At 64.4% G+C, this 24,594-nt stretch carries 22 protein-coding genes and 2 pseudogenes; 20 read left to right on the top strand and 4 right to left on the bottom strand.

All coding sequences use genetic code 11. The features are described from left to right. The first annotated feature begins 1 nt into the window (after position 1). From HUS57_RS09850 to HUS57_RS09780, 15 genes and pseudogenes are all read left to right on the top strand, one after another. Positions 2 to 757 (top strand): lytic transglycosylase domain-containing protein, encoded by a 756-nt coding sequence (locus HUS57_RS09850; RefSeq protein WP_173933172.1) that lies wholly within the window; start codon positions 2 to 4, stop codon positions 755 to 757. Positions 758 to 1,000: 243 nt separating this feature from the next. Then, positions 1,001 to 2,740, top strand: coding sequence for a VirD2 family relaxase/mobilization nuclease (locus tag HUS57_RS09845; protein ID WP_173933170.1), 1,740 nt, complete (start codon positions 1,001 to 1,003; stop codon positions 2,738 to 2,740). A 21-nt stretch (positions 2,741 to 2,761) separates the two neighbouring features. After that, positions 2,762 to 4,747 (top strand): conjugal transfer protein TraG, encoded by a 1,986-nt coding sequence (locus HUS57_RS09840; protein ID WP_173933169.1) that lies wholly within the window; start codon positions 2,762 to 2,764, stop codon positions 4,745 to 4,747. A 5-nt stretch (positions 4,748 to 4,752) separates the two neighbouring features. After that, positions 4,753 to 5,190, top strand: coding sequence for a ribbon-helix-helix protein, CopG family (locus HUS57_RS09835; protein WP_173933168.1), 438 nt, complete (start codon positions 4,753 to 4,755; stop codon positions 5,188 to 5,190). A 166-nt stretch (positions 5,191 to 5,356) separates the two neighbouring features. Continuing rightward, a complete protein-coding gene (gene trbB, locus HUS57_RS09830; protein WP_173933167.1) occupies positions 5,357 to 6,337 on the top strand; it encodes a P-type conjugative transfer ATPase TrbB in 981 nt (326 codons plus the stop codon). Further along, a complete protein-coding gene (locus HUS57_RS09825) occupies positions 6,334 to 6,666 on the top strand; it encodes a TrbC/VirB2 family protein (protein ID WP_173933166.1) in 333 nt (110 codons plus the stop codon). Before trbB ends, HUS57_RS09825 begins: the two co-directional genes overlap by 4 nt. Beyond that, on the top strand, positions 6,666 to 6,947 hold the full coding sequence (locus HUS57_RS09820; protein WP_173933165.1) for a VirB3 family type IV secretion system protein: 282 nt from the start codon (positions 6,666 to 6,668) through the stop codon (positions 6,945 to 6,947). The genes HUS57_RS09825 and HUS57_RS09820 overlap by 1 nt, the downstream gene beginning before the upstream one ends. 10 nt (positions 6,948 to 6,957) lie before the next feature. Further along, positions 6,958 to 9,501, top strand: a complete 2,544-nt coding sequence (gene trbE, locus HUS57_RS09815; protein ID WP_173933164.1) for a conjugal transfer protein TrbE — start codon at positions 6,958 to 6,960, stop codon at positions 9,499 to 9,501. Then, on the top strand, positions 9,498 to 10,277 hold the full coding sequence (trbJ, locus tag HUS57_RS09810; RefSeq protein ID WP_246727820.1) for a P-type conjugative transfer protein TrbJ: 780 nt from the start codon (positions 9,498 to 9,500) through the stop codon (positions 10,275 to 10,277). The genes trbE and trbJ overlap by 4 nt, the downstream gene beginning before the upstream one ends. Before the next feature lie 17 nt (positions 10,278 to 10,294). Continuing rightward, positions 10,295 to 10,582, top strand: coding sequence for a putative entry exclusion protein TrbK-alt (trbK-alt, locus tag HUS57_RS09805; RefSeq protein WP_173933162.1), 288 nt, complete (start codon positions 10,295 to 10,297; stop codon positions 10,580 to 10,582). A 3-nt stretch (positions 10,583 to 10,585) separates the two neighbouring features. Further along, positions 10,586 to 11,861: pseudogene (gene trbL / locus HUS57_RS09800) on the top strand (P-type conjugative transfer protein TrbL). After that, on the top strand, positions 11,858 to 12,547 hold the full coding sequence (gene trbF / locus HUS57_RS09795; protein ID WP_012112711.1) for a conjugal transfer protein TrbF: 690 nt from the start codon (positions 11,858 to 11,860) through the stop codon (positions 12,545 to 12,547). The pseudogene trbL and the gene trbF overlap by 4 nt, the downstream one beginning before the upstream one ends. Then, positions 12,544 to 13,143 (top strand): annotated as a pseudogene (locus HUS57_RS09790) (TrbG/VirB9 family P-type conjugative transfer protein). The gene trbF and the pseudogene HUS57_RS09790 overlap by 4 nt, the downstream one beginning before the upstream one ends. Further along, positions 13,140 to 14,291: a TrbI/VirB10 family protein gene (locus HUS57_RS09785; RefSeq protein WP_173933160.1), complete on the top strand. Its 1,152-nt coding sequence runs from the start codon at positions 13,140 to 13,142 to the stop codon at positions 14,289 to 14,291. The pseudogene HUS57_RS09790 and the gene HUS57_RS09785 overlap by 4 nt, the downstream one beginning before the upstream one ends. 2 nt (positions 14,292 to 14,293) lie before the next feature. Beyond that, positions 14,294 to 14,512: a DUF2274 domain-containing protein gene (locus HUS57_RS09780; RefSeq protein WP_173933158.1), complete on the top strand. Its 219-nt coding sequence runs from the start codon at positions 14,294 to 14,296 to the stop codon at positions 14,510 to 14,512. Between the two features lie 21 nt (positions 14,513 to 14,533). Here HUS57_RS09780 and HUS57_RS09775 read toward each other — a convergent pair whose 3' ends face one another. Continuing rightward, positions 14,534 to 15,154 carry a TetR/AcrR family transcriptional regulator gene (locus HUS57_RS09775; RefSeq protein WP_173933156.1) on the bottom strand — a complete coding sequence of 207 codons (621 nt, stop codon included), beginning with the start codon at positions 15,152 to 15,154 and terminating at the stop codon, positions 14,534 to 14,536. A 342-nt stretch (positions 15,155 to 15,496) separates the two neighbouring features. On the opposite strand from HUS57_RS09775, the gene HUS57_RS09770 reads away from it, so the two are divergent. Together HUS57_RS09770 and HUS57_RS09765 are read left to right on the top strand one after the other, a co-directional pair. After that, positions 15,497 to 16,483, top strand: a complete 987-nt coding sequence (locus HUS57_RS09770) for a LysR family transcriptional regulator (RefSeq protein ID WP_173933155.1) — start codon at positions 15,497 to 15,499, stop codon at positions 16,481 to 16,483. A gap of 110 nt (positions 16,484 to 16,593) precedes the next feature. After that, a protein-coding gene (locus HUS57_RS09765; protein WP_173933153.1) for an IS5 family transposase occupies positions 16,594 to 17,357 on the top strand; the annotation gives its coding sequence in 2 pieces (ribosomal slippage) (positions 16,594 to 16,927 and positions 16,927 to 17,357; 765 coding nt in all). Between the two features lie 234 nt (positions 17,358 to 17,591). Here HUS57_RS09765 and HUS57_RS09760 read toward each other — a convergent pair. From HUS57_RS09760 to HUS57_RS09750, 3 genes are all read right to left on the bottom strand, one after another. Continuing rightward, complete coding sequence (locus tag HUS57_RS09760; RefSeq protein WP_173933151.1) at positions 17,592 to 17,915, bottom strand: HPF/RaiA family ribosome-associated protein; 324 nt, start codon at positions 17,913 to 17,915, stop codon at positions 17,592 to 17,594. A gap of 148 nt (positions 17,916 to 18,063) precedes the next feature. Then, positions 18,064 to 18,450, bottom strand: coding sequence for a hypothetical protein (locus tag HUS57_RS09755; RefSeq protein ID WP_173933149.1), 387 nt, complete (start codon positions 18,448 to 18,450; stop codon positions 18,064 to 18,066). A gap of 77 nt (positions 18,451 to 18,527) precedes the next feature. Beyond that, positions 18,528 to 18,974 carry a universal stress protein gene (locus HUS57_RS09750; protein ID WP_173933147.1) on the bottom strand — a complete coding sequence of 149 codons (447 nt, stop codon included), beginning with the start codon at positions 18,972 to 18,974 and terminating at the stop codon, positions 18,528 to 18,530. A 549-nt stretch (positions 18,975 to 19,523) separates the two neighbouring features. On the opposite strand from HUS57_RS09750, the gene HUS57_RS09745 reads away from it, so the two are divergent. Genes HUS57_RS09745 through HUS57_RS09735 form a run of 3 tightly spaced genes read left to right on the top strand, consistent with a single transcriptional unit; the run spans position 19,524 to position 24,410 of the window. Continuing rightward, the gene (locus tag HUS57_RS09745; RefSeq protein WP_246727819.1) at positions 19,524 to 20,549 is read left to right on the top strand and encodes an HlyD family efflux transporter periplasmic adaptor subunit; all 1,026 of its coding nucleotides are present in this window, start codon (positions 19,524 to 19,526) and stop codon (positions 20,547 to 20,549) included. Between the two features lie 7 nt (positions 20,550 to 20,556). Beyond that, entirely contained in the window at positions 20,557 to 23,289 is a 2,733-nt protein-coding gene (gene rbbA, locus HUS57_RS09740) for a ribosome-associated ATPase/putative transporter RbbA (RefSeq protein WP_173933146.1), read from the top strand. Next, positions 23,289 to 24,410: an ABC transporter permease gene (locus HUS57_RS09735; RefSeq protein ID WP_173933144.1), complete on the top strand. Its 1,122-nt coding sequence runs from the start codon at positions 23,289 to 23,291 to the stop codon at positions 24,408 to 24,410. The genes rbbA and HUS57_RS09735 overlap by 1 nt, the downstream gene beginning before the upstream one ends. Positions 24,411 to 24,594: the final 184 nt, after the last annotated feature.

Genomic DNA, 24,594 nt, shown 5'->3' with positions numbered 1-24,594 from the left:
GATGCCGCAGCTTCGCTTCCGGCGTCGCCAGGGTCATGCGTTCGGGCGGTTTCGCGCCGCCCGGCGCACGGCCTCCCTTCTCCTTCTCGGCCTGTCGTTACCGTTCGCGCCCGATGCACTGGCGCAGGTCCCGGCCGCACCCGCGGCTCATGCCGTTCTGCGCGATCCGAACGCCCAGTATGTCGCGGAAGCCTCGCTCCGCTTCGGTATTCCGGAGCACTGGATCCGCGCGGTGATGCGCGTCGAAAGCGCGGGCGATCTGCGGGCGGTGTCATCGGCCGGCGCGATTGGCCTGATGCAGATCATGCCCGATACCTGGGCCGGGCTGCGCTTGCGTCACCGGCTCGGCCGTGACCCCTTCGATCGTCGCGACAATATTCTCGCGGGTGCGGCTTACCTGCGCGAGATGTTCGATCGCTACGGCAATATCGCGGCCATGCTGGCGGCCTATAATGCCGGACCGGGCCGTTACGACGAATACCTCTCCGACGGTCGCAATCTGCCCGCAGAGACGCTCGCCTATGTCGCGACCCTCGCGCCGATCTTGGGCGCGGATGGGCCGCCCGGCACGGCTTCTGTCACGCCCGCACCGCCGCCCGATTGGCGCGAGGCGCCGCTCTTCGTGGCGCGCGATTTCAGCCGCGAAGCTGCGGACAACCCGCCGCAGCAGGGCGCCCATTCCCTCGTTCCCGGAGCGGATCCGGGCGCCGCGGAGGGCATTTTCGTTACCGCGCAAGATTTGGGCGATGCGCCATGACCCGCCGAACGCTCCATCGCGTTCTGGCGTGCGTTTGCGCATCATGGAGGGCGAAAGGGTCGGGTGCGGGCACCACGACCGGACGATGGCAGGATAAAAGGCCGCACATTGTGGGCCGGGCGGTCGGTTGTTTTTATTGGGTTTTCCAGCGCGTTTCACACATTGCGGCGTCTCAGCGCAATGTGCCGGAACCGCTCACCTGCCCGGAATTGCTCGGCTTTTCGCACATTGCGGGGCAGGGTCATGGCCGGTGAGCGCGAGTTTCGCATCCGCCCTGGCCGCATTCGTTCGACGCGGGCACAGCACGTGCGCCCCTTCATCGCCCAGGCACTCGCTGCGGCCAAGAAGGCCGGGGGAACGGTGTCGCGCTCCGGCCGCGTCACGTCCGGGGACCGCTCACGCTTCGGGCATGGGCAGCGGGCCAGCATTCAGGCCAATCGTTTCATCACCGCGCGGTCACGGGGAGCCGTGGTCAAGGCGCGCGTCGTGCGTCATTCCGGTCGCGCTGCGCCCCTGGGCACGCATCTCGATTACCTCAGCCGCGAGGGCGTGACCCGGGACGGGGAGAAGGCGCGTCTGTTCGGGCCGGAGACGGAGGCTGCCGACGGGCGGGCCTTCGCCGAGCGCTGCGGCGATGACCGGCATCATTTCCGCTTCATTGTCTCGCCCGACGACGCGCTCGAGATGTCGGATCTCAAATCCTTCACGCGCGATCTCGTCGGGCAGATGGAAAAGGACCTCGGCACGCGTCTCGATTGGGTGGCCGTCGATCACTGGAACACCGAACATCCCCATGTCCATCTGATCGTCCGCGGCGTTCGGGACGACGGGCAGGACCTCGTGATCTCGCGCGACTATATCAAGGAGGGGATGCGCGACCGGGCGCGTGATCTCATCACCATGGAACTGGGGCCGCGCACCGATCACGACATCCGGCGCGCCCTCGAACGGCAGATCGAGGCCGAGCGCTGGACCCAGCTCGACCGCCAGCTCGTCCGCGATGCCCGCGATGCAGGTGCGATCGACCTCGCGCCGCATCCCGACCGTCAGCCCGACGAATACCAGGCTCTCAAAATCGGCCGGCTCCGGAAGCTGGAAACGCTCGGCCTCGCCGAGCAGGTCGGTCCCGGGCAATGGTCGATCAGCCACGATGCCGAGGCAACGCTGCGCCAATTGGGAGAGCGCGGCGACATCATCAAACGCATGCACCGGGCTCTGACCGAGAAGGGGATCGAGCGTGGCGCCGCAGGCTATGTGCTTGCCGCCGAGAGTGTCGACGCGCCGGTCATCGGCCGGCTGGTCGAGCGTGGGCTCGATGACGAGCTGAAGGGGACGGCCTATGCGGTGGTCGACGGCGTTGATGGCCGGACCCATCACATCAAGCTGCCCGATCTCGATGCCGCAGGCGACAGCGCTCCCGGATCGATCGTCGAGCTTCGCAGCTTCGACAATGCCAGGGGGCAGCGCCGCGTGGCGATCGCCGTGCGTTCCGATCTCGATCTGCAAGCCCAGATTTCGGCGTCCGGCGCGACCTGGCTGGACCGCCAGGCCGTCGCGCGCGAGCGGATCGATGTTTCCTCCGGTGGCTTCGGCGCCGAGGTTCGCGAAGCGATGGATCGCCGCGCCGAGCGCCTTCTGCAGGAAGGGCTGGCGGAGCGTCAGGGGCGACGCATCGTCTTCAACCGCAACCTGATCGACACGCTGCGGCGCCGGGAACTCGATGCGCTCGGCGGCAAGCTGGCGGCCGAGACAGGCCTGCCGTTCAACCGGGCCGCCGGCGGCGAATATGTCTCCGGCACCTACCGGCAGCGACTGGCGCTGGCATCCGGCCGCTTCGCCATGATCGACGACGGCCTCGGCTTCCAGCTCGTGCCCTGGTCCCCTTCGCTCGAGAAGAATCTCGGCCGCCACGTCTCGGGCGTCGCGCGGGGCGACGGCGGCGTCGACTGGAGCTTCGGCCGTAAACGGGGCCTCGGGCTCTGAGACTCAAAGGAAGGAACCACCATGTCCGCGACGAGAATCCTCTGGGGCCAGATCATCACCGTCTTTCTGATCGTCCTCGTCACGACATGGGCGGCGACACAATACGTGGCATGGGAGCTCGGGTTTCAGGCGCAGCTCGGGTCGCCCTGGTTCCGGGTCGGCGGCTGGCCGGTCTATTATCCGCCCGCGATCTTCTGGTGGTGGTATTTCTATGAAGCCTATGCGCCGGGCATCTTTGCCACCGGTGGGATGATCGCGGCATCGGGCGGATTCATCGCCATTGCCGTCGCGATTGGTATGTCGGTCTGGCGAGCGCGGGAAGCAAGGAACGCGGAAACCTATGGTTCCGCCCGATGGGCGCGACCCGATGAGGTCAGGGCCGCGGGACTCCTCGATCCCGATGGCGTCGTGCTCGGGCGCCTCGATCGCGCCTATCTTCGTCACGACGGGCCGGAGCATGTCCTGTGTTTCGCGCCGACACGGTCTGGCAAAGGCGTCGGCCTGGTGGTGCCCACACTTCTGACCTGGCCAGGTTCGGCGATCGTCCACGACATCAAGGGTGAGAACTGGCAGCTCACCGCGGGCTTTCGCGCCCGGCATGGCAGGGTGCTTCTGTTCGATCCGACCAACCCGGACTCGTCCGCCTATAATCCGCTGCTCGAGGTTCGCCGCGGTGAATGGGAGGTCCGCGACGTCCAGAACATCGCCGATATCCTGGTCGATCCGGAAGGCAGTCTTGAGCGACGCAATCACTGGGAGAAGACCAGCCATGCCTTGCTGGTCGGGGCCATTCTGCATGTCCTCTACGCCGAACCCGACAAGACCCTCGCTGGCGTGGCCTCGTTCCTCTCCGACCCCAGGCGCACGATCGAAGCGACACTCGACGCGATGATGAAGACCGCGCATCTCGGAGAAGCCGGCCCGCATCCCGTCATCGCCAGCGCGGCGCGCGAACTCCTGAACAAGTCCGACAATGAGCGCTCAGGCGTGCTTTCCACCGCCATGTCGTTCCTCGGTCTCTACCGCGATCCCGTCGTCGCCGAGGTGACGCGCCGCTGCGACTGGCGCATTGCCGACCTGGTTGCGGGCGAAATGCCCACGACGCTCTACCTCGTCGTGCCACCGTCCGACATCAATCGGACCAAGCCCCTTGTCCGCCTCATCCTCAATCAGGTCGGGCGCCGTCTGACCGAAGATTTGCAGACCAAGGCGGGGCGGCATCGGCTCCTGCTCATGCTCGACGAATTTCCGGCTCTCGGTCGGCTGGACTTCTTCGAGAGCGCCCTGGCCTTCATGGCGGGCTACGGTCTCAAGAGCTTCCTGATCGCCCAGTCTCTGAACCAGATCGAGAAAGCCTACGGCCCGAACAATTCGATCCTCGACAATTGCCATGTGCGCGTGAGCTTCGCCACCAACGACGAGCGAACGGCCAAGCGCGTGTCCGATGCGCTCGGCACGGCAACCGAAATGAAGGCGATGAAAAACTATGCCGGCCACAGGCTTTCGCCCTGGCTCGGGCACCTGATGGTCTCGCGATCCGAGACGGCGCGCCAGTTGCTCACGCCCGGTGAAATCATGCAGCTTCCGCCCTCCGACGAGATCGTCATGCTAGCCGGCACCCCGCCGATCCGCGCGAAGAAGGCCCGCTATTTCGAGGATGTGCGCTTCAAGGAGCGCATCCTCACGCCCCCGGACCTGGTCCGATCCGGCAAGCCACAGTCCGACGACTGGAGCGCCTTGCCGGTGCCGCAGCGTCCGCTGTTCGACACGACCACGACGACATCCGGCGATCCGGATGAAGATCCGACTGGTTCCGAGCACCGGCAGCAGCCGGAGTTGAGCCATGCCAATCCGATCGAGAAGAGGAAGCCGATCGAGAACGAGTTCGATCCGCCTGATGAGGACGGTGAGGACGATGCAACCCGCAGCCGGCGCCTCACGCAGGTGATGGGGCTGAACGTGGCGCGTCAGGCGAGCATGGATCCCGGTGACGGGATGGACCTCTGACTGCCATGACCGCACGCAAGAAGAAATCTCCGGTCTCCGTCTATCTCGACCCCGAGATCATGACGATGTTGGCGGAATTCGCTGCCCGCCGTGGCCAGTCCCGATCGATGATCGCGGAAGCCGCGATCGCGTCCTTTCTGTCGCCGGATGCAGACGAACGCCGTGAAGCGGCCATCGTCAAACGGCTCGACCAGATCGACCGGCGCGTTTCAAGGCTGGAGCGCGATGTCGGGATCTCCGTGGAAACCCTGGCGGTTTTCGTGCGCTTCTGGCTCACCAGCACTCCGGCGCTGCCCGAGCCTGCGGCCCAGGCGGCGCGGGCGAAAGCGAGCGAACGCTATGAAGCTTTCGTCGGTGCGCTCGGGCGCCGCCTTGCTGCGGGACCGCAGCTCCGGCAGGAGATCAGCGAGGATGTCAGCCCCGCGCGGTCGGAACCATCATAGGGGCCGTGCAGCATGTCGGCGGTGCCGGGCAATCCCGCCGATTTCCTGTATTTGCACGCTACAGTACTACTCCGAAAGACAGTTGTTGAATCCACCCGAGTTCGGGTTCTTTTAATCGTCCCCGTCGGGGCAAGACCCAATTGTTCCCGGCCAGAACGGGGACAAGATGGTGGCTTCACATAACAATACAGAAGGACGCGCGCGCAGTTCGCGCATGCTGCGCACCGCGCTCGGAGCCGCCATCGCCCGCTTTCTGGACGACCCCGCGGTCGTCGAGGTCATGCTCAATCCCGATGGCCGCATCTGGGTGGACCGGTTGTCCGAGGGCCTGGCCGATACGGGGGAGATTCTGCCCGCAGCCGACGGTGAACGCATCGTGCGGCTCGTCGCCCATCATGTCGGCGCCGAAGTGCATGCCGGGGCGCCGCGGGTTTCGGCCGAACTGCCGGAGACCGGCGAACGCTTCGAAGGCCTGCTGCCGCCTGTCGTCGCCGCGCCCGCCTTCGCCATCCGCAAGCCCGCAGTCGCGGTGTTCACGCTCGATGACTATGTGGCTGGCGGCATCATGACAGCCGAACAGAGCGCGACATTGCGCGAGGCGGTGGCGACGCGCGCCAACATCCTTGTCGCGGGCGGCACCTCGACCGGCAAGACGACCCTGACCAACGCTCTTCTTGCCGAGGTGTCCAACAGCGCGGACCGGGTTGTCATCATTGAGGATACGCGTGAGCTGCAATGCGCCGCGCCAAACCTCGTCGCCATGCGCACGAAAGACGGGGTGGCGACGCTCTCCGACCTCGTCCGTTCCTCCCTGCGGCTTCGCCCGGACCGGATCCCCGTTGGCGAGGTGCGCGGCGCCGAGGCGCTCGACCTGCTCAAGGCCTGGGGAACGGGACATCCGGGCGGCATCGGCACGATCCATGCCGGCTCCGGCATCGGCGCGCTGCGCCGCCTCGAACAACTCATCCAGGAAGCCGTCATCACCGTGCCGCGCGCCCTGATCGCCGAGACGATCGAGCTGGTCGCCGTCCTCGCCGGACGCGGGTCCGCGCGAAGGCTTGTCGAACTCGCGCGCGTCGAAGGGCTCGGCCCTGACGGCGACTACCGCATCACCCCCGCAATCAGTTCAGAAGGGAAGTCCGAATGATCCGTCACGCCTTGCGCATTCGCCGTCACATCGCGACAGCCGCGGCCGTCACCTATGTCAGCCTGTTCATGGCCCCGGCCGCGCATGCGTCCGGTTCATCCATGCCCTGGGAGGCGCCGCTTCAGAGCATTCTCGAATCGATCGAGGGACCGGTCGCGAAGATCATCGCCGTCATCATCATCATCGTTACCGGGCTTACGCTGGCCTTCGGCGACACCTCTGGCGGCTTTCGCCGGCTGATCCAGATCGTCTTCGGCATCTCCATCGCCTTCGCGGCATCGAGCTTCTTTCTGTCCTTTTTCTCGTTTGGCGGCGGAGCGCTCATCTGATGGCGGCTGTTCTCGAACAGCTCGATGCCGTGCCGGGCTTCACCATCCCGGTTCACAGGGCGCTGACCGAACACATCCTGCTGGGCGGCGCTCCCCGTTCCATTGCGATCCTGAATGGAACGCTCGCCGGGGCGGTGGGCCTCGGCCTGCGCCTCTGGCTGGTCGGTCTGGCGATCTGGGCGGTGGGACATTTCGTGGCCGTCTGGGCGGCAAAGCGCGACCAGCTCTTCGTCGAAGTCGGGCGCCGGCATCTGCGCATCCCGGCTTTCCTGGCGGTGTGAGGGCCCGGCGATGATGAACCTGGCCGAATACCGCCGCACCGCCACTCGCCTGGCCGACTATTTGCCCTGGGCCGCATTGGCCGGATCCGGCGTGGTGCTGAACAAGGATGGCAGCTTCCAGAGGACGGCAAGGTTTCGCGGGCCGGATTTGGATTCGTCGGTCGCCGCCGAACTTGTCGCCGTGGCTGGCCGCATCAACAATGCCCTCCGTCGTCTCGGCTCCGGCTGGTCGATCTTCGTCGAGGCTCAGCGCAGCGAGGCCGCGACCTATCCCGAAAGCCTGTTTTCCGACCCGGCATCGGCCTTGGTCGACGCCGAGCGCAAGGCCGCATTCGAGGAGGCCGGCGCGCATTTCGTGTCGGGCTATTTCCTGACCTTCCTTTGGCTGCCGCCGGCCGAGGAGTCCGCGCGTGCCGAGACCTGGCTCTATGAGGGCCGCGAGCAATCGGGCGTGAACCCCTGGGAATTGCAGCGCGGCTTCGTGGATCGGAGCGACCGCGTTCTGGCCCTGCTCGACGGCTTCATGCCTGAATGCCGTTGGCTCGATGACCCAGAGACGCTCACCTATCTCCACTCGACGATCTCCACCAACCGGCATCGCGTGCGCGTGCCGGAGGTGCCGATGCATCTCGATGCGCTGCTTGCCGACCAGCCGCTGATCGGCGGGCTGGAGCCGCGCCTCGGCGATCAGCATCTGCGTGTCCTCACCATCATCGGCTTCCCCACCGCCACGACGCCCGGCCTGCTGGATGAAATGAACCGGCTGGCATTTCCCTATCGCTGGAGCACGCGGGCGATCCTCCTCGACAAGCTCGCGGCGACAAGGCTGCTCACAAAGATCCGTCGGCAATGGTTCGCCAAGCGCAAGTCGATCGCCGCGATCGTCAAGGAGGTGATGACCAACGAGCAGTCCGCGTTGGTCGACACCGATGCGTCCAACAAGGCCGCCGACGCCGATATGGCCCTGCAGGAGCTCGGGCAGGACATGGCGGGCATGGCCTATGTCACGGCCACGATCACGGTCTGGGATCCCGATCCGCGCATCGCCGACGAAAAGCTGCGGCTCGCCGAGAAGGTCGTTCAGGGCCGCGACTTCACGGCGATGGCCGAGACCGTCAACGCGGTCGAGGCCTGGCTCGGCTCTCTACCGGGGCATGCCTACGCCAATGTCCGGCAGCCGCCGATCTCGACACTCAATCTTGCCCACATGATCCCCCTGAGCGCCGTGTGGGCAGGGCCGGAACGGAACGACCATCTCGGTGCGCCCCCCTTGCTCTACGGCAAGACCGAGGGAAGTACGCCGTTCCGGCTTTCCCTCCATATCGGGGATGTCGGCCACACGCTCGTCGTCGGCCCGACCGGCGCGGGCAAATCGGTGTTGCTGGCGCTGATGGCGCTGCAGTTCCGCCGTTACGCGAAAGCTCAGGTCTTCGCCTTCGACTTCGGCGGGTCCATCCGAGCCGCGGCGCTCGCCATGGGTGGGAACTGGCACGATCTGGGCGGCGGATTGACCGACGGGTCGGACGCCTCGGTGTCGCTGCAACCGCTCTCCCGCATCGACGATGCCTATGAGCGGTCCTGGGCTGCCGACTGGATCGGCGCGATCCTGGCGCGCGAGGGTGTCGCCGTCACACCGGAGGTGAAGGAGCACATCTGGACGGCGCTGTCCTCGCTCGCGTCCGCGCCCCCCGGCGAACGCACCATCACCGGCCTCGCCGTGCTGCTGCAATCCAATGACCTCAAACAGGCGCTGCGACCCTATTGTGTTGGCGGTCCCTATGGCCGGCTTCTTGACGCCGAGACCGAGCACCTCGGCTCCGCCGACGTGCAGGCATTCGAGATCGAAGGGCTCGTCGGAACCGGAGCGGCGCCTGCGGTCCTGTCCTACCTGTTCCATCGGATTGGCGACCGGCTCGATGGCCGCCCGACGCTGCTCATCATCGACGAGGGCTGGCTCGCCCTCGACGATGACGGTTTCTCCGGCCAGCTCCGCGAATGGCTGAAAACGCTCCGCAAGAAGAACGCCTCGGTCATTTTCGCCACGCAGAGCCTGTCGGACATTGATGGCAGCGCGATCGCGCCCGCCATCATCGAGAGCTGCCCGACGCGGCTGCTCCTGCCGAACGAGCGCGCGATCGAGCCGCAGATCACGGCCATCTATCGCCGCTTCGGTCTCAACGATCGCCAGATCGAGATCCTCGCACGGGCGACACCCAAGCGGGACTATTACTGCCAGTCGAGACGCGGCAACCGGCTGTTCGAGCTGGGCCTCAGCGAAGTCGGACTCGCGCTCTGCGCCGCGTCTTCCAAATCCGATCAGGCCGCCATCGAGCGCGTCCACGCCGAGCATGGGGCCGACGGCTTCCTTGCCGCCTGGCTGCGCCATCGCGGCGTGGACTGGGCCGCCGACCTGATCCCCGGCCTCCCCAATCTCGTCCCGGGGCCGCCTTCGGGCCCGGAGGATGAGCAGGCAATAGGCATCTCGAGCCAAGCCGGGCCCCAAGACGAATTCTCAATCGATGAAGAGTTCAGCCAAGAGGAGATCGACCTGTGACCTTTCCCAAATTGCACCGTTTCACGCGTGTCTCGCTGCTCGCCCTGGCGCTTGCGACGCCGCTTGCGCCGGTGCTCACCACACCCGCACACGCCTTTTTCGGCGGGTTCGGTCGCATCGTCTATGATCCGACCAATCATGCCGAAAACCTGCTGACAGCCGCCCGATCCCTGGAGCAGATCAACAATCAGATCGCCCAGCTTCAGAACGAAGCGCAGATGCTCATCAACCAGGCCCGCAATCTCTCGAGCCTGCCGTTTTCCTCGCTCCAGCAGCTTCAGCAAAACATCCAGCGCACCCAGCAGCTCTTGAGCCAGGCCCAGAGCATCGCCTTCGACGTCCAGCAGATCGACCGCATGTTCCAGCAGGACTACGGCAAGCTCTCGATCTCGGCCACCGACGCGCAGCTGATCGCCGATGCCCGTTCGCGCTGGGAAAACACCCTTGGCGGGTTGCAGGACGCCATGCGCGTGCAGGCCGGCGTGGTCGGCAATATCGACAGCAATCGCAGCGCGATGTCTGCGCTGGTCGATCAGAGCCAAAATGCGGTCGGTGCGCTGCAAGCGACGCAGGCGGGCAACCAGCTTCTCGCACTGCAATCGCAGCAGCTTTCGGACCTCATCGCGGTGATCTCCGCCAATGGCCGCGCCACAGCCATGCTCGAGGCCGACCGGGCGACAGCCGCCGAACAAGGCCGCATCCAGCGCGAGCGCTTTCTGACACCTGGCTCGGGCTATCAGCCGGGCAACGCGCAGATGTTCAACAGCGGCAACTGATCCCGGGAGGGGGTCCCATGGATGGGAAAATGCTGGCCCGGATCGGGGCGATCATATTCATCGCCATAGCGATCACCGCCACGGTGATCGAGATGACCCGGGAAGAGGAACCGGCGCGGGTGAGGTCCGCGCCGGAGCTCCAGCCCGAGGCGGATCCTCTGCGCCTGACGCTTCGGCGATGCCAGCGACTCGGAGAAGCCGCCACCAGCGATGCCGAGTGTCTTTCGGCCTGGGCAGAGTCCCGCGACCGCTTCCTTGGCCGTTCTCCGGCGCCCGCCGCCCCAGCAGTCGAAGGGGAGCGATGAGCCGTGGGCGGGATGGGGGTCATCGACAATTTTCTCGGCGTCTTCACGAGCTATATCGACAGCGGCTTCGGCTTGCTCGGCGGCGAAGTCGCCTTCATCGCGACCACCCTGATCGTCATCGATGTGACGCTCGCGGCTCTATTCTGGAGCTGGGGTGCCGACGACGACATCATCGCCAGGCTGGTGAAGAAGACCCTCTTCGTTGGTGTCTTCGCCTACCTGATCGGCAACTGGAACAATCTCGCGAAGATCGTTTTCGACAGCTTTGCGGGTCTCGGCCTGCAGGCCTCCGGCACGAGCTTTTCCGCGGCCGATCTGATGCGCCCCGGCCGCGTCGCACAAACCGGCCTCGATGCAGGCCGACCACTGCTCGACGCGATCTCGGATCTGATGGGCTTCGTTTCCTTCTTTGAGAACTTCATCCAGATCGCCTGCCTGCTGTTCGCCTGGGCGCTGGTGCTGCTCGCCTTCTTCATCCTTGCGATCCAGCTCTTCGTCACGCTGATCGAGTTCAAGCTGACGACGCTTGCCGGGTTCGTCCTCATTCCCTTCGGCCTGTTCGGCAAGACCGCCTTCATGGCCGAGCGTGTGCTCGGCAACGTCGTCTCCTCCGGCATAAAGGTGCTCGTCCTCGCCGTCATCATCGGCATCGGCTCGACGCTGTTTTCTCAGTTCACCGCCGGTTTCGGCGGCGCGACACCTACCATCGACGATGCCATGGCGATCGTGCTGGCCGCGCTCTCCCTTCTCGGCCTCGGCATCTTCGGCCCCGGTATCGCCTCGGGCCTTGTCTCGGGCGGGCCGCAGCTCGGAGCCGGCTCGGCTGTCGGCACCGGGCTTGCCGCCGGTGGCATGGTGCTTGCGGGCGGCGCCGCCGCTGGTATGGCCGCAAGGGGAGGCGCGGCCGCTCTGTCGGGTGAAGCCGCGGCCGTTCGTGGTGGCGCCACCGCCGCGGGAGGCGCGACAGCCGCCTATAGCGTCGGATCGCTGGGCCAGTCCGGCGCGGCAGGTGTCGTCTCCGGTCTTGGCGGTGTCGCCCGGGCAGCAGGGTCCGCAGCCGCCTCNTGTGTATAAGAGACAGTCCATGGGCACCGTCGGCGGCGCAGGCGATGCCGCCGCCGCATCGGCCTCCGCTGGCGGTCCTCCGGCATGGGCGCAGCAGATGCAGCGCCGACAGGCGCTTGGCCACGGCACGACCATGGCGGGCCATGCCGTGCGCTCCGGCGACAGCCACGGCTCCGGCTCTTTCGTAAATCTTTCCGAAAGCGACCGCTCATGAATCTGTTCAAACGATCATCGACACATTACGGCAAAACACCTGAACCCGAGACCCCTTACCAGAAGGCCGCGCAGGTCTGGGACGAGCGCATCGGCTCGGCTCGCGTTCAGGCAAGGAACTGGCGTTACATGGCCTTCGGCTCGCTGGTCCTCTCGGCCGGCTTCGCCGCCGCCCTGGTCTGGCAGTCGGCGCAGGGGACGATCGTGCCCTGGGTGGTGCAGGTGGACAATCTCGGTCAGGCGCAGACCGTAGCGCCCGCAACCGCGGACTATCGCCCGACAGACCCGCAGATCGCATGGCATCTCGGCCGCTTCATCGAGCAGGTGCGGGCCATTCCGGCCGACGCAATCATTGTCCGCCAGAATTGGCTGCGCGCCTATGAATGGACGACCGACCGGGGAGCGGCGGCGCTCAACGACTATGCCCGTGCGAATGACCCCTTCACCCGCGTTGGTCGCCAGCAGGTGGCGGTTGAGGTCTCCTCGGTGATCCGGGCGTCACCGGATTCCTTCCGCGTCGCCTGGACCGAACGCCAATACGAGAACGGCCAACTCTCCACCACCGAGCGCTGGACCGCGATCCTGACCATCGTGATCCAGACGCCGCGCGACGCCGAACGGCTGCGTGCCAATCCGCTCGGAATCTACGTCAACGCCATCAACTGGTCGCGGGAGATGAGCCAATGACCCGCACGCCGATCCGTAAGTCCGGCTTTCCGGCTTTCCGCAAACCCGCGATCTTGGCCTTGCTGGCCGCGACGGCGCTGGCTGGATGTGCCACCAATCGGGTTCCTCAGTTCAGCTACGATGCCGACGTGCCGCCGCTGCCCGTCGTACAGGCACCTGTCACCGACGACCGGCCGCGTCCGCTGCACACGCCTCCCTCCTGGAACGTGGCGCGGGGCGGCAGCGTCGGTCGGTCCCGGCCGCACCCGTCATCCCGGCCGAGGCGGCGCGAAACTATCGCTACGGCCTGACCGGCGACAGCCCGCCGTGGCGGCCGATCTCGGTCTTTTGACGATGGTCGACGCGTCTACGTCGTCTTCCCGCGCGGTATCGTCCAAGGCGAGATGCCGCCGATCTTCGTGCTTGGCTCGGATGGCGAGCCGCAGATCGTCAACAGCCGCATCCACCAGAACATCCTCATCGTCGACCGCCTGTTCGGTGCAGCCGAGCTTTGCCTTGGGAGTGGCGAGCGCCAACAGACAGTCCGGATCGTCCGGATCGAACAGCGGCAGGCCGCCGCCCAGCCGGCCCGCGATACCGGAGACTCGCCATCATGACCGAGGACAGAGCCACCACTACCAGCACGGACGCCGCCGCGCCCATGCGGCTGCGCGCCGATCCGCCCCGTGTCACGCGACTTTCCCGCAAGATGCTCGCCAGCGTCGGCGCCGTTGCGTTGCTCGGCATCGGCGGGGCGCTTGTCTACGCCCTCCAGACCCGAGACATGGGGGCGAGCGGCGAAGAGCTCTATTCGACCGATAACCGGCCCACCGCCGATGGCTTGTCCGGCCTGCCGAGGGATTATACCGGCCCGGTCCTTGGACCGCCTTTGCCAGGTGATCTCGGCGGCCCGATCCTCGATGCGCAAAACCGGGGACAGCCGGTCGCACCGCCTGTCGTGGCGGCGCCGGCCGTCGACCCGGAGGAGCAGCGCCGGCTTGCCGAGGAAGAAGCGGCGCGCCTCAGCCGCGTTTTCTTCCAAACCGGTCCGGGCACGGCAACTGCCACCGGAGGTCCGGGACTGGCCGGTCTCGGCCTTGGCTCGCAAACCGGCGCGACGGCCGGACAGGATCGGCACACGGCTTTCCTCAACGGCCCTGTGGATCGCCAGACCGTTGCGCTCGATCGCATCATGGCGCCGGCGTCGCCCTACATCCTTCAGGCGGGAGCTGTTATCCCGGCCGCGATGATCACCGGCATCCGGTCCGATCTGCCCGGACAGATCACCGCCCAGGTCACGGAGAACGTCTATGACAGCCCGACCGGAAGCCTGCTCCTCATCCCGCAAGGCACCCGCATTATCGGGCAATACGATGCCGGCGTGACCTTTGGCCAGCGACGCGTCCTGCTCGTCTGGAACCGTCTGATCCTGCCCAATGGCCGCTCCATCGTGCTGGAACGTCAGCCCGGTGCGGACGCCAGCGGCTTTGCCGGTCTTGAAGATGGCGTCGATTACCACTGGTGGGATCTGATGAAGGCAGCGGGGTTATCGACCCTGCTTGCGGTGGGGACGGAGCTCGCCACCAGCGACGAGGATCGCCTGATCCGCGCCATCCGCGATGGGGCACAGGACACCATCAATCAGGCCGGCCAGCAGATCATCCAGCGCCAGTTGCAGGTTGCGCCGACGCTCACCGTCCGGCCGGGCTTCCCGGTCAGGGTGATCGTCACCCGCGACCTCGTTCTCGAACCCTACAGGAGTTGACCATGGCGAAGCTGAAACTCGGACCCATTGTCGAGGACAGACCAGTCAAGGTGACAGTGGAGCTGCCCGGACCGCTTCATCGCGATCTCGTCGCTTATGCCGAGGTCCTGGCGCGCGAGTCCGGTCAGCCTGCCGCAGACCCGGTCAAGCTGATCGTGCCGATGCTCGAGCGGTTCATCGCCACAGACCGGGGTTTCGCGAAGGAGAAGCGGAGCAGGTAAGGCGGCCGACTATGACAGGGACTACCTGCGATCAGGAGCAGTGGCCGCGATGATCTCCAGGAGAGTATCGACCACCACCAGCGCAGCGTCCTGCCTGATCTTTTCATCCGGGGCACGGTTTTGCAGTGCAAGCGAGACCGCACCGTGAACGGCTGCCCAGAACGTGAAAGCATAGCGCTTCGGGTCCGCTCCCGGCAGAAGGCCCTGCTTCTGGCAGGCACGAATGGCCTTCACCACCAACTCCAGAACCGACCGGCCGAGATCTGTCGAGAGGGGCCCCTGGTCGGCTGCGAGGCTCGGCGGTGGGGAAAACATCAGGCGGTACAGGGTCGGATTGTCGAAGGCGAACTCGGCATAGGCATGGCTGCATGCGCGCAGATAGGCGAGGGGTTCTGCCCTGAAGTGTTTGGCCCGCGCCCGCTTCTCTTCATAGAGCCGCTTGAAGCCGGCATCATGGACGGCGCGCAGCAACGCGTCCTTGTTGCGGAAATGCCCGTAGAGAGCGGGTGCGGTACAGCCGACCGCCTCGGCCACCGCCGCCAGCGGTACATCGAAATCGTCCCTCTCGCCAAGGAGCCGGATGGTCTCCTCGACCGCTTTCCGGGAAATGTCGAGGGCCGCATCCTTTTTCGGGCGGGGCATCAGTGCCGCCCCCGGCTGGGCCTGACACTGCTCAGCGCCAGGTCGCTTATCACGGAACACCGTGTCATCGCTTTGGCTGGCACACTTGCCGCTCTCCTGCTGGCGGGTTGCTGGCGGACACTTTACTTAATGACATTCATTTTCCGTTGACGTTGGCAATGTCAATCTGCACGATACCGCTAACTGAATATTGTTAAGTTTCTTGCGTGGGCGAAATATGACGACACGACGCAGGGAAATCCAGGCGGCAGGAGCATCAAGCGGCTTCGAGGGTAGGGCGCGACCATCCTGGCCGATGGATGGCATTGGCCGCAACCCTCGGGCAGACGGGAACCTGTGATCGTGGATGGGGCGGAAAATATCGTTCCCCGTCCGAGTGACAATGCTCCAGATGAAATCCTGATACCCGAGCTGCCGCGGAGCCGCATCAAGCTCCAACACCTCCGTTATTTCGTGGCGGCGGCAGAGCACGGCAGCTTCCGAAAAGCGGGCCGAGCACTCGATATCGAAGAGTCGGCCATCAGCCGCCGCATTCGCGACATGGAAGATGAACTCGGCGCGTCCCTGTTTCAGCGTCACGCGGGCGGAGTTCGCTTGACGCTTGCGGGCCAGCGGTTTCTGGGACCGGCGCGAAAGGCGCTCCGGCATATCGACGCCGGCGCCAGTGAAGTCGCTGCGGTCGGCCGGTCCGAGGAGGGACACGTCCGGGTCGGCGTCTTCTCGTCGCTTGCGTCCGGCTTCCTGTTCGACCTGCTGCGGCAGTTCGGCAAACTCCATCCGAATGTCCGGGTCGATCCCATCGAGGGAAACCCGGCGGAGCATGTCGCTGCCGTCCGGACATTGAATCTCGACGTTGCCTTTATAACAGGCACGAAGACCTGGGACGGCTGTGAGACCGAGCATCTGTGGTGCGAGAGGGTCTTCGTCGTTTTGCCTGACGATCATCGCCTGGCGGAGAAGGCAGAACTCGGATGGCCGGACCTGCTGTCGGAGCGGTTCATCGTTAGCGATGTTGCCCCGGGCCAGGAAATCCATGACTATTTGGTTGCGCATCTTGCGGGCCTCGGAAGCCACGCAGAGATTTATTCCCAACAGGTCGGTCGCGACAATATCCTGTCGCTGGTTGCTGTCGGTCGTGGCCTCACGCTGACGAGCGAGGCCACGATTGTCGCGCAGTTTCCCGGCATCACCTATCGGCAACTCGCTGGTGAGGTCTTGCCGTTCAGCATGGTCTGGTCCACCCGAAACGATAACCCCGCATGCCGGCGGCTGCTGAGTTTGGCGCGTACCATCGGACGAGATCTTGCACCGTCCGGCCTAATACCCTGAAACGAATGGCCGAGATCCATAGCTTGTTACCCGGTGGTCCAGCGGTGCTAGGCTCAGGACCTATTAATCTGGATTGAAGTGTGATTCAGATTCTCCATTTGGAGGGTCTGATGGCTGATTTGTTCTTGTTGAGCGAAGCGCAGATGGCGCGTTTGTCGCCGCACTTCCCGCTGGCTCACGGGGTGCCGCGTGTTGACGATCGCCGGGTGGTGAGCGGGATCGTCTATGTGATCCGGAACGGTCTGCAGTGGAAGGATGCGCCCAAGGCCTATGGCCCGCACAAGACGCTGTACAACCGCTTCATCCGCTGGAGCCGCCTGGGCGTGTTCGACAGGATTTTCGCAGCGCTCAGTCAGGCCGGCCCCAAGCCGGAGCGCATCATGATCGACGCGACCCATCTGAAGGCTCACCGGACGGCGGCGAGCCTTCTAAAAAAGGGGATGTTCCCCGCCATATCGGGCGCACCAAGGGCGGGCTGAACTCCAAGCTCCATGCCGTGTGCGACCAGGCCGGCAGGCCGATCATCCTCAAGCTCAGCGCCGGGCAGGTCAGTGACCACAAGGGCGCTGCCATGGTCCTGGAGGAACTGTCCGCCGCCTCGCATCTGATCGCCGACCGTGGCTATGACAGCGCCTGGTTCCGCCAGGCCCTCACCGACAAGGGCATCGAACCCTGCATCCCCTCAAGCCGCAGGCGCAAGGCGCCGTTCCCCTACGACAAGGACATCTACAGGCAGCGCCACAGGATCGAGAACCTCTTCGCCAAGCTCAAGGATTGGCGCCGCGTCGCCACCCGATACGATCGATGCGCCCACACCTTCTTCTCGGCCATCTGCATCGCAGCTACCACAATCTTCTGGATCAATGAGTCCTGACCCTAGGCGTCCTGGGTGACGTCCCGAGAGGTGGTGTAGCTGGGGTAGCGGGGTGGTCATCGGCGCTTTCCGGTAGGGTTTGGTTGTCGAAGCCAACCTTTCTGGAAGGAACACCGATGACCGACGACATGATGAACCTGCGCATGCTCGTGGAGAAATCCTTCCACGGCTTATAGGCATAAGCCGCCCGCGGCCCGTCGTGGTGGCCGACATCGCGCGTAGGTACCAGAATTCTCAGGCGCCCTGTCTGGACTTGCGTTCCAGGATCTCCCTGCGGGCGACATCGAAGGCTTCGCGGATGGCCAGGTTGACGTCTGCCGCCGGCTCGCCGCGGTCGACCCGGCGCTCCACGTCGATATCGGGACCCGGTACAGCAATCTTCAGGCGGACGGTGAACTCACGCCCTGACACCTTTCGACGGTCGCCGGCTTCGATGACGACATCGCAGCTCTCTATCCGGGCCCCGAGCTTTTCCAGGTCAGCGAACCTTTCATTTATCTGCTCTTCGACTGCAGGAGACGAGTCGAGATTGCGATAAGCGATCATAAGTCCGAGCATAGCTTGCTCTCTTCCTGTCGTGGTTCAACCACGACCTTTCTACATCGTAATGGTTTCACCAGGATGTTCCCGCCGCCCGGCTGGCTGACCTCGTCTCACGAATACCGCCGTGATCGCGCATCCGGTCAACAAGTCTGCCTTAACAGTGTCAGGGTCGCTCTACCCGTGCCACCTGATAGGTGCGCATGCCTTCCTTGCCACTCACAGAGACATATTCTCCGGTGATGAACCGTTCCTCCCCCAGGCGAAATCCGATCTCGTCATCGCTTTCTCCTTCGACATAGTCGAAGAACCACTGGCCGCCGGGCTTTCGCCGCAGTCGACCGATGCGATCTTCCTCGTTCGCGCTGAACCAACGGACCCGACAGGACTCCTGGTGAGCTTTCCACTCGGCAGCATCGAGGCGCCCCTCTGAATCGAGCGGAACAAGCAAATCATAGCCTTCCTCACTGTCACCCGACGGACGGCCCTTCTCCCGGGCCAGAAGAAGCCGCACATGCTTGAACTTGGGGGTGAGGCCTTTTGTGTCAGTCATCACGATCTCCTTCTTCCTCGACTCTACGGTCCGGAACCTTGCGCCACTGGTTGTCGATTTCTCCCGTCCAACTCGTGTCAGCGTACGACAAGAACCGGGATTTCCGTATGCGTCACCACTTCCGCGGTCTGGCTGCCCAGAAGGACGCGACTTATCCCGCGTCGGCCGTGGGACGACATCACGATCAGGTCGCAACCCTTGAGCTCGGCAAAGCGGACTATTGTTTCTGCGGGAAAGTCATCGACTTCATGGGCCAGTTCAAGCTTGACCCCGTGGGAGGCCGCGCGTTGGGTTATGGTGGCAAATCGGTCCTGCATTTCTCGGTCGACCTGCTGATCGTAGCGCAACACCGGATCTTCGATGCCGGCCTGCTTCGCAGCGGACACCGCGCGTGGCCCCAGGGGCTCTGTCACACTGAGTACCGTAACCTTGGCGTCAAGTCGGCTTGCGAGCACCAGGCCATGCTCGACGCCTTTGTCCGCCAATTCGGAACCATCGGTGCAGATCAGTATATGCTTGAACATCGCTTTTTCCTCAACGATCCAACGAGTTGGCACCGTATGCGCATATGCAAGGTTGAAGGCTCTCGCACTGATGCAGATCAAGGAAGTTCTGCCTTCATCGTGTGATCATTGGCGGAACTGCCTCCTTGAGGTGTGTTGAGGAGGGCCATTGCGGAGGCGCATTTGCCGCCGGCTTCAGCGACGGGAGAAACCGTTGAACATCTCTGAGCGGATCTCTTCGGAAGGTTGCAGCGATCATCGACGTGGCGCCGTGCTTTCGGTGCGCGGCAGCGTCGTGGATGCCTGGTTCCCGATCCTCCTCCCGAGTTCCACAGCGAGTTGCGCGCCGGAAATGACGGCCGCATCGTTATCGAAGTGGTCAACCACATCGATCCGGAAACAGTCCGAGGGGTTTCGCAGCTAACCCAAAAGCCGCAATCAGGCTCATAACCCGGGCATGAATTGAATTGCCCTGTTGGTTCGTAGAGCGGGGCAACAGCAGTCCATAGTCATCCCATGCCCCGGATGGTACCGGTAGGTCGCCGCCTCCGATTGGCAGTGAGTACAACCATGATGAAATATCTTCGCATACCGATCGCCATCGTCGCGGTCCTTGCGGCGATTGCAGCAATCGCCTGGTATGTCTGGGATCAGACGACCGGCGGATTGCCCGAAGGCATCGCCGTGGGCAATGGCCGGATCGAGGCCGAGCAGATCGACGTGGCAACGCGCACTCCGGGGCGGATGCTGAAGATCAATGTCGAGGAAGGCGCGTTGGTCGAGGCGGGCGACGTGCTGGCGATCATGGATACACGCGAGCTGGAAACGCAGCTGCAGCGGGCCGAGGCCGATGTGGCGCGAGCCGAAAGCCAAGTTCTCGAAGTCCGCGCCCTGATCGAGCAGCGCCGCGCCGATCTGCGCCTGGCAGAGGACGAGTATGAACGCGCGCGTACCCTCGCCGAGCGCGGGGTCAGCTCGCAATCGGCACTGGAACAGCAGGCGACGCGGCGGGCCTCGGCGGAAGCGGCGCTCAATGTCACGCTGGCCCAACTGAATTCCGCCGAGCGCGGCGTCGACGCCGCCGGGGCGCTCGTCAATCAGTATCAGACTCAGATCGCCGATGCGACGCTGACCGCACCAGCCTTCGGCCGCATCCTCTACCGGCTTGTGCAACCGGGCGAAGTGCTGGGCGGCGGCGGCAAGGTGCTGACGCTGCTGGATCTCAGCCAAGTCTATATGGAAATCTTCCTGCCCGCCGCCGAAGCGGCGCGCACCGCAATCGGTGCAGAGGCGCGCATCCGACTGGACGCGATCGACTATGCTATCCCGGCCTTCGTCAGCTTCGTCTCGCCCGAAGCCCAATTCACGCCCAAGCAGGTCGAGACCAGGGATGAGCGCGAAAAACTGATGTTCCGGGTGAAGGTGCGCGTGCCGGAGGAGCTGGTGCGCGCCTATATCGCCCAGGTGAAGACCGGGATTCGTGGGGTTGCCTATATCCGGCTGATGGGCGCTGAAGACGCTGCGTGGCCGGCGGAGATTGTCGGCCAGCCGATTCCGCCCGAGTCACTGCCGCCGGGCCTTGCTCCCGAGGACTGAGCGGGCAATGGCTAGCCATTCCGCCCCGGTTGTACGCGTCCGCAACGTCACGCATCGCTATGGCAGCGTGGTCGCGCTCGAGGATGTGACGCTCGATTTTCCTTCGGGTCGCATGCTCGGGCTGATCGGCCCGGATGGCGTCGGCAAATCAACCCTGCTCGGGCTTCTTGCCGGCGCGCGGAAGATGCAGGTGGGCGAAATCACCGTACTTGGCGGATCGATGGCAAAGGCGAGGCATCGCGCCGAAGTCTTTTCCCGTGCTGCCTATATGCCGCAAGGGCTGGGCAAGAACCTCTACATGGAACTGAGCGTCGCGGAGAATCTCGATTTCTTTGCCCGGCTCTATGGCCATGACGCGGCCGAGCGGCGTCGGCGGATGGATCGGCTGCTGCGCGCCACAGGGCTCGATCCCTTCCCGGACCGGCCGGCGGGCAAGCTCTCCGGCGGCATGAAGCAAAAGCTCGGACTCTGCTGTGCCCTGATCCATGATCCCGACTTCCTGATTCTCGACGAGCCGACCACGGGCGTCGATCCGCTTGCCCGCCGCCAGTTTTGGAACCTGATCGACGAGATCCGGGCGGACCGGCCGCAGATGAGCGTGCTGGTCTCCACCGCCTATATGGAGGAAGCCGAGCGCTTCGAATGGCTGGTCGCCATGGATGCGGGGCATATCCTTGCTTCCGGCGCGCCGGGTGAACTGCGTGCGCAGACCGGCACGGAAGATCTGGAATCAGCCTATGTATCCCTGTTGCCTCCGGAAAAGCGCGGCAGCGAGACTGGCCTGCATATTCTGCCGCGCCCCTCGCTGGGTGGCAGCCCGGCCATCGTCGCCAGGGGGCTGACACGCCGGTTCGGCGATTTCACCGCTGTTCGCGATGTGAGCTTCGAGATCGAGCGCGGCGAGATTTTTGGTTTTCTCGGCTCGAATGGCTGCGGCAAGACGACGACGATGAAGATGCTCACCGGTCTACTGCCTGCTTCGGAAGGCGAAGCCTGGCTGTTCGGCGAGCCGGTCGACGCGACCAATATCGAAACCCGAAAGCGCGTCGGTTTCATGTCTCAGAATTTCTCGCTCTGGGGCGAATTGACCGTGCGCCAGAACCTGATGCTACATGCGCGACTGTTTCATCTCCCGACCGAGGAAATCGGTCCGCGCATCGCCGCATTGCTGGCGCAGTTCGGCCTCGAGGCCCATGCCGACGCGATTTCCGCTTCGCTGCCGCTCGGCCTACGCCAGCGCCTGTCGCTTGCCTGCGCCATCATCCACGGCCCCGACATGCTGATCCTCGACGAGCCGACATCGGGGGTCGATCCGGTGGCGCGGGACGAATTCTGGGCGCTACTGGTCGATCTGTCGCGGCGGGACGAGGTGACCATCTTCCTCTCGACCCATTTCATGAACGAGGCCATGCGCTGCGATCGCATCTCGCTCATGCATGCCGGTGAAGTTCTGGTCTACGATACGCCGCAGAATCTGGCGCGCGAGGAGGGCTCATCCTCTCTGGAGGAAACCTTCATCCGCTACATCGAGGGCGCGATCGGGCAAGCGGAGGGCGAGACTGCGCCCGCGCCTGCCTTGGCGAAAGAGCCGGCGACGACGTCAATCTCGCTGGGCCCCCGACTTGGCCGGCTGTTCGCGGTCAGCCGGCGCGAATTGCTGGAGGTGATGCGCGACCCGGTCCGGCTGGCTTTCGCCTTTCTCGGCTCGATGATCCTGATGCTGATGTTCGCCTATGGCATTTCCTCCGATATCGAGGACCTGACATTCGCGGCTTTCGACCAGGACCATACGCCGGAGAGCCGAGCCTATATCGCCAATTTCCAGGGCTCCCCCACTTTCGTCGAACAGGCGCCCGTGACCAGCATCGACCAGCTCGAGGAACGGATGGCCGCGGGGGCGATCTCGCTCGCCCTCGAAATTCCGCGTGGCTTTGGCCGTGCTGTGACGACAGGCGCACCGAGCCGCGTCGCGGCCTGGATCGACGGTGCCAACACGATGCGCGCCGCAACGATCGAAGGCTATGTGCAGGGTGCGCACGCAACCTTCCTGACACAGCGCGCCGTCGCTGCCGGGGTCGGCGATCTCGCCAGACCCATTGTGGAGATGGAGCCGCGCTACCGCTATAATCCTGGCTTCGAGAGCCTGTACTCCATGGCGCCGTCGATTCCAGCCATCTTGCTGATGCTGTTTCCGGCCATATTGATGGCGGTCAGCATCGCGCGGGAACGCGAGATCGGCACGATCACCAATTTCCATGTGACGCCGACCGGCCGGCTGGAATATCTGCTCGGCAAGCAGCTGCCCTATGTCGGCATCGGCTTCGTGAACTGGCTGATCCTGACACTGATGACGATCCTGCTCTTCGGGGTGCCGTTGACCGGCAGCGCGCTGGCGTTGGCGCTCGGGGCGGTCGTTTATGTCTATGCCGCGACGGGGTTCGGCATGCTCGTCGCGGTCTTCACCCGCAGCCAGGTTGCGGCGGTGTTCGCAACCATGATCTTGGCAATGCTGCCGACAGTGCAGTTTTCAGGCCTCCTCCAGCCAGTCTCGACGCTGGAAGGCGCGGCGCGGGTCATGGGCCAGCTCTGGCCGACCAATTATTTCATGCAGATGAGCGTCGGCGCTTTCAACAAGGGCCTCGGCTTCGGCGAACTGGCGATCAACATCCTCCTTATCGCCGCTTTCGCGCCGGCCTCCGTCGGCATCGCCACGTTCTTTCTCAGGAAACAGGAGCGCTGATGCGCAGCCTCCGCAATATTTCCTGGCTTGCCGGCAAGGAATTGCGCACGCTCTGGCGCGATCTCCTGCTGCTTCTGCTGGTGTTCTACTCTTTCGGGCCCGGCATGTATGTCGAGTCGATTGCGGCGGGTGAGACGATCAGCAAGACGGCTGTCGCCTTTGTCGATGAGGACAATTCGGCACTGTCGCGGTCGCTACAGACGGCGCTCTATCCGCCCTGGTTCCTCCCGCCCCGCACCATCGAGGCGAGCCAGATCGACCCGATGATGGATTGGGGCGAGGTCATCTTCGCCGTCGTGGTGCCGCGCGGTTTCGAAATGGACATTCGCAGCGGGCGGCCCGTCGCCCTGCAGATCAATATCGATGCCACCAAGACGCAGCAGGCAGCCATCGGAACCGGCTATCTAACCGCGATCCTGACCCAGGAGGTGCAGCGCTTCGCCGCGCAACAGGACCTGGTGAGCGTTCCCGCCGTCGAGCTAGTGGTGCGCCGCTCGTTCAATCCTTCCGGCAACAATGTCTGGTTCGCGGCGATCGGCGGACTCCTGAATTCACTCTCCATGCTGACCATCGTGCTGGTTGGCGCTGCCCTGATCCGCGAGCGCGAACACGGCACGATCGAGCATCTGCTGCTCATGCCCGTCACCGCCATCGAAATCGCGCTCGCCAAGATCGTGGCGAATGGCGGCGTGATCCTCATTGCCTTCACCTTCTCGCTCTTCATCATTGTCGAGGGCGCGCTCGGCATACCGTTCGCCGGATCGCAGACATTGCTGCTGATGGGCACGGCGATCTACATCTTCGCGGCTGGCGCGATCGGATTGCTGCTCGGCACGTTGGCGCGCACGATGGCGCAGTTTGCGCTGCTCATCATGCTGGTGATCATGCCGATGATGATCCTCTCCGGCGGAATGACTCCAGTCGAAAGCCAGCCGGCCTGGCTGCAGCCAATCACCTGGCTCCTGCCCTCCCGGCATTACATGTCCTTCGCCGAGGCGATCTTCTATCGCGGCGCAGGGCTTGATCTCATCTGGACGGAATTCCTCTGGACCTTTGTGCTGGGCGCCGCGACGCTCATGCTGAGCCTCATCATCTTCCGTCGCTCGGTCACCGGAGGCTGAGTAGCGGGTGACTTTCAGCCGAGGGCCGAGTGTTTGCGGCGCGGGTTGTAAAAGCCGCTGATGTATTCGAGGTGGGTCATTTTGACCGCATGCGGCCCAAGGGGTTCCGTGACACCGAGCGCTGTGATCTTCGTACCGAGCTGGCCCGCGAGCACCAGACCATGCTCGACACCTTTGTCCCCAA

It is taken from the genome of Chelativorans sp. Marseille-P2723 (genome assembly GCF_902809845.1).
In the GTDB taxonomy this organism is placed as follows: domain Bacteria; phylum Pseudomonadota; class Alphaproteobacteria; order Rhizobiales; family Rhizobiaceae; genus Chelativorans.
This window is presented reverse-complemented; position numbering and strand designations above follow the sequence as displayed.